Source organism: Segatella copri (assembly GCF_024330485.1).
In the GTDB taxonomy this organism is placed as follows: Bacteria; Bacteroidota; Bacteroidia; order Bacteroidales; family Bacteroidaceae; genus Prevotella; species Prevotella copri_L.
In genome coordinates, this window is record NZ_JANDWX010000060.1 from 1 (window position 1) to 5,725 (window position 5,725).

A 5,725-nucleotide genomic window follows, 5' to 3' on the forward strand; every position below is an offset into this window, starting at 1 on the left:
ATTTTCAACAAGTGTCGGAGAATACCGAACCGAAAGTTAATTAGTCATACTATCAAAGAACTCTTTGGCTGGCAACGTAAAGCTGCTTAGCCATTATCTCAAATTTTAACGAACTATTGCTGTTAAAATCTAAGGATTAATGTCTAGGAAGGATTCTATCAATTATGAATTATAAGTCTCTGATTATAAAAGGCATAAAACAAGGTTGCTTGTTTTATGCCTTCTCTACATTATTAATTGCTCTACAGTTTGGGCTCTACATCACCGATTCTTCGATACTCGGGTTGATGGATTTAGAAGGATGGTTATTCTTCATAACCTCCTGCATCAGCCATGCAGCCATGTTTGCGCTGATACCTTATTTTCTCAGCCTCATCTTTACGTTTTGCAGATGTACCAAGACGGCTAGAATCGTACAGATTGTTGGTATCATACTGCTCTGCATCATCAACTATCTCAACTCGCAGGTGTATGCCATCTATCATTTCCATATCAACGGCTTTGTATTGAGTATGGTGTTTGGAGAAGGTGCCGGCGAGATTTTCAATTTCGATATAATGCTGTATCTGAAGGAGATAGCACTCTTCCTGGTGGTAGCAGCCATCGTTGTCGGCACCTGGTATGCATCTTATCTTCTATGGAAGAAACGCCAGAAGGCATACGCCTGGACCATCGCAGGATGCATCATTGGCAGCACCCTCTTTGCCCATCTCTGCCATATCTATGGAGCCTTCTATCAGCAGCCTTCTGTGATGAAGAGTAGCGCATTGTTGCCTTATTACTTCCCTACTACTTCGAATGGCTTGTTGCTGAAGTTAGGATGTACGCCTCCTAGAGAAAGCATGATACAGATGAATGGCAAGCAGAGTGCGGATATACAATATCCTATCCAGCCGCTACAGAAGGAAAAGATGAACCCTGATTCGCTGCCGAATATCATCTTCATCCTGATAGACTCCTGGAATACCCGTTCCTTAACAGCCGAATGCATGCCGAATGCCTATCAGTTTGCACAGCAAAACCAATGGTTCAGCAATCATGTGAGCGGCAGCAATGGAACCCGAAGCGGTGTGTTCAGCCTCTTCTTCGGATTATCGTGCTATTACTGGGAGAGTTTTGACCCTGCTCATATTCAGCCACTCTTCATCAAGCGCCTGCAGGAACTGGGATACGAGATACAGACCTATCCGAGTGCCACCTTTGCCGACCCGCCATTCGGGAGAGTCATCTTTGGTGGGGTGCCAGGCATCCATACCGAGACGAAAGGCAATACTCCGCTGGAGCGAGATACAAGGATAGCAGAGGAATTCATCAGCGATTCGCAGCAGCACAAAAAGAGCCGGAAGCCATTCTTCTCATTCCTGTTCTTCGACCTGCCTCATAGCTTTGGGCTTCCTGCTGACAAGAACAAGCGTTTCCAGCCGGCTTGGGCGTATGCCGACTATACCAAACTCAGCAACGATATGAATCCTACTCCTTTCTGGAATATGTATCGCAACTGCTGCTATCAGGATGACCTGCTGCTGGGCCGCATCTTCGAGACCTTGAAGAAAGAGGGACTGATGGATAACACCATCATCATTCTTTCGGGCGACCACAGTCAGGAGTTCAATGAGAACCACCATAATTACTGGGGACATAACGGCAACTTCTCTAAAGCCCAGATTGGCGTGCCTATGATCTGGCATGTTCCTGGCTCAAAGCCTCATAAGTTTATGCATCGCACCACTCATTATGATGTGGTTCCTACATTGATGAAGAATCATCTGGGCGTAAAGAACGATCCTGCCGATTATTCGATGGGCAGAATGATGACGGATAAGACACCTAGACTGTGGCATGTAGTGGGCAGTAATCTGAACTATGCCTTCATCATCAACAACGACACCATTCTGGAAAAGACAGCCGATGGTGCCCTGGATGTTTATGATGCCCACATGAATCCGGTAAAGAACTATCGCCTGCCAGCGAAGCAATTTGATCATGCCATCAAGCAGCTCAACAGGTTCTTTAAATAACAATAAGATGCCAGCCAAAGTGCTGGCATCTTTACTTTGATAAAGTTTCATAAATAAATGCCACTAGTATATCGACTTTCAAGAATATTTCGTAACTTTGTACTCAGTCATTGCAAAAAGTAAAGAACTATGGTAAGAGAAAGAAGAAAGCGAATCTATCGCAAGCGAATACCTTATGGTATGCAGAATTTTGAGGATATGATTGAAAGGGATTGCTACTATGTAGACAAGACCCCATTCATCGAAGAAATAGAAGACTCTAATATGTACTTCTTCTTTATAAGGCCTCGCCGCTTCGGCAAGAGCCTTACCATCTCCATGCTTGAAAATTACTATGACATAAACAAGAAAGACAAGTTTGATGAAATTTTTGGCAAGCTTTATATTGGTGAGAATCCAACTCCCGAACATAATAGTTATCTCATCATCCATCTCAACTTTGCCATTATTGTAGGCGACCTAAACGACTACAAGCATGGCATGGATAATTATTGCAAGACGCAGTTTAATTACTTCGCAGATGTATATTCGCATCTCTTACCAGAAGGTACCAAAGAAGGCCTCAACCAACAGGAAGATGCCGTCAACCAATTAAACTATCTTTGCACCCAAAGCAAAAAATCTGGTCAGAAGATTTATCTCTTCATTGACGAGTACGACCACTTCACCAACCAGATTCTCGCACACAAGGAGCATGAACAGAGATACCGCATACAGACCCATGGCGAAGGATATCTAAGAAAATTCTTTGATACCATCAAAGGAGCAGCAGGCGATACCCTAGCACGTGTCTTCGTAACAGGCGTTAGCCCTGTAACGATGGATGACCTGACAAGCGGATTCAATATCGGCACCAATTACTCTCTGGCACCAGAATTCAATGAGATGACAGGATTCACAGAGAATGAAGTAAGAGATATGCTGGGCTATTACTCCAGTGTGTTGCCGTTCAATCACAGCGTGGATGAACTCGTCAAGGTGATGAAGCCATGGTATGACAACTATTGCTTTGCCGAAGAGGAGTACGGAAAAACCACAATGTACAATTCTGTGATGGTACTTAACTTCTTAGACAAGTACATCCGCAACAACTACGACATTCCTAAGAATATGGTAGAGAGCAATATACGCATCGACTATGACAAGGTACGCATGCTTATCCGTCATGACAAGGAGTTTGCTCATGATGCCAGCATCATCCAGCAGTTGGTAACCCAAGGATTCGTCACAGGTAAGCTCGTAGAGAACTTCCCTGCCGAGCGCATCAACGACCCAGACAACTTCCTGAGTCTGCTCTTCTATTTCGGCATGGTAACGATAGATGGTGATTACAAGGGAGTCACCAAGTTTATCATTCCAAACGAGGTAGTACGAGACCAGATGTATACATATCTCTTAGACACCTACAAGGAGAACGATTTGACCTATGATAGTTTCAATAAGGGAAAATTAGAGTCTCAATTGGCATACGATGGCAACTACAAGGCATACTTTGAGTTCATCGCCGACAGTCTGAAGCGTTACTCTTCTCAGCGTGACAAGCAGAAGGGAGAAGCATTCGTGCATGGTTTCACCTTGGCGATGACCAGCCAGAACCAGTTCTATCGCCCTATCTCAGAGCTAGACAACGATGGTGGCTATGCCGACATCTTCCTTTCTCCGCTCTGCGACATCTACAAGGATATGGTGGACAGTTACATCATCGAACTGAAATACTGCAAGACCAATACCACCGATGAGCAGCTGCAAGTTCTCTTAAAGGAAGCCTCTGCCCAAATCTGCCGCTATGCCAATAGCGACATCGTCAAGGAGTCGGTCAAGACCACTAAGCTCCACAAACTCGTAGTTATCTACCGAGGAGCAGAAATGGTAATGTGCGAGGAAGTAACGGAAGAATAAGGCTCAGAAGAGGTTGTCTTATCCACGGACAATCTCCCCTGAGCCTAAATTACGTTAACTTCCAAACTCTTCTCTTCAACCACAACGCCAAGATGGGGTCACTCATTTCCAGATGCTTAGGAGCAGGTATTGTAATCAGATCTTTCACCATCAAGGACTTTTTTAAGCGGGTTACATTGGCAGCAGTACCCAGGCGATAGGTTTCCAATATCGCCGTCTGGGTGAAACCGGTATGTACTCCATTAGTGATGGCATGCAGGAAATTCATCTGATAGGCTGAAAGGTCTTCGGTTTGCTGGATAAACAAGGGCTCACAGGCATCCAGCAACCGGTCTATTCCATATTTCAAGTCCTCTTCTGTTGCTACAGAATCATCCTGTACACGCAACCATACAAACCATGCCAACTGCTGTACATAAGAAGAATATCTATCTGTTACCTGACAGATTTCTCGAGCCAGCTCTTCAGAAATATGCTTGCCGGTAGATTCGAAACGCTGACAGATATACTCCACCCAGTCTTTCTCGCTAATCTTATTCAGATAGAAGAAATCACCAAAGCGATAGAATGGGTAACTGGCATTCTGGAACATCTGTTCCATCATGTGTTTCTTGCTGCCATAAAGACAGTAAGATACATGGCTCTGTAATTGCCATACGCTACGGAGTTTCTTCTGGAAAGTCAAGGAATCTGGAAAATCACCTATCTGCTGAAATTCATCGATACAGACTACTATATGACAACCTTTTGACCGAGCTATCATTTCCGGAAGTCTCAAAACCTCTTCTGTTGTATTGTTACCTGCATTATACTCCAAAGCCAAAGAGAAATCTGTCAAAGGATCTTGCCCAATACTGATTTTCGGAACGAAACGACTCAAGAACACCTTGGCATTCTCTATCCATTCTTCCCATTTTGAAGAAGTAGCCCGAACCACAGCTGTGGCAAAAGCATTGATAAAATCATTCTCTGAGCGACAACCAAAGGCATCTATACGAGCTATCCTGATGTCTTCGCTCTCTACAAGCGAACACACCTTATCCACCAATGAAGTCTTACCCATACGACGAGGTGAAATTAATATCGTATTCACTCCATACGTAAAGTTCGCCTTCAAGCGTTCTGTTTCCTCTCTTCGGTCGGTAAAGGAATCTCCCTCCACACGAACACCGAATACAAACGGAGCTTCTTTACTTTTTCTCATAATCACTACCTTATTTTATAATACTGAATTTCGCAAGTAAGCTTGCTTTCAAATTGCCGAGTGCAGCTTTTCTTCTGCAAAGATAGCAAAAAAAAACAAATTAAACAAGGCTGTTTGAAACAAAGTTGTTTAAAACTAGCATTTTTATTACGAATTAACTAATAGTCAATGGATTACGGGTAAGACGCCAAAGAATTTAACGGGGAGATTTTTAAAACACGGACAAATTGAATTTGTCCGGATGGTTGTCCGATAGGCTTATAAGTACTAGAAAATCAACACGTTATGAAGCTCCGGACAATTTGTCCGTGTTATTTTTTTATGAGAAAGGAAGAAGAAGAAAAAGGGGGTTACGGATTGAGACGAGAACCTGTTATCTGAGAAGCTATAACCTGGCACCCGAGAAACTATGATTTAGCACATAAGAACCTATGTTTTCCACCCCACAAAACTATGACTTAGATTTTTTAACATAAAGCTCTAACGCAGCCAAAGGAGAATAAGAGAGGTTGGAACGTAAACAGTTGGGAATGAGCAGATTTGCACAAAGTTGCCAAATCGGCATAAAGCAAGCGAGTGAGGAATATTGAAGTAGTTCAGTTAC

The 5,725-nt window shown here is 43.4% G+C and carries 3 protein-coding genes; 2 read left to right on the forward strand and 1 reads right to left on the reverse strand.

Annotated elements, in window-relative coordinates; all coding sequences use genetic code 11:
• Positions 1-164: 164 nt before the first annotated feature.
• The gene (locus tag NNC77_RS15885; RefSeq protein WP_254971794.1) at positions 165-2,018 is read left to right on the forward strand and encodes a sulfatase-like hydrolase/transferase; all 1,854 of its coding nucleotides are present in this window, start codon (positions 165-167) and stop codon (positions 2,016-2,018) included.
• Between the two features lie 129 nt (positions 2,019-2,147).
• Entirely contained in the window at positions 2,148-3,917 is a 1,770-nt protein-coding gene (locus NNC77_RS15890; RefSeq protein ID WP_254971792.1) for an ATP-binding protein, read from the forward strand.
• Positions 3,918-3,966: 49 nt separating this feature from the next.
• On the opposite strand, the gene NNC77_RS15895 is transcribed toward NNC77_RS15890, so the two are convergent.
• On the reverse strand, positions 3,967-5,121 hold the full coding sequence (locus NNC77_RS15895; protein ID WP_254971790.1) for an AAA family ATPase: 1,155 nt from the start codon (positions 5,119-5,121) through the stop codon (positions 3,967-3,969).
• Positions 5,122-5,725: the final 604 nt, after the last annotated feature.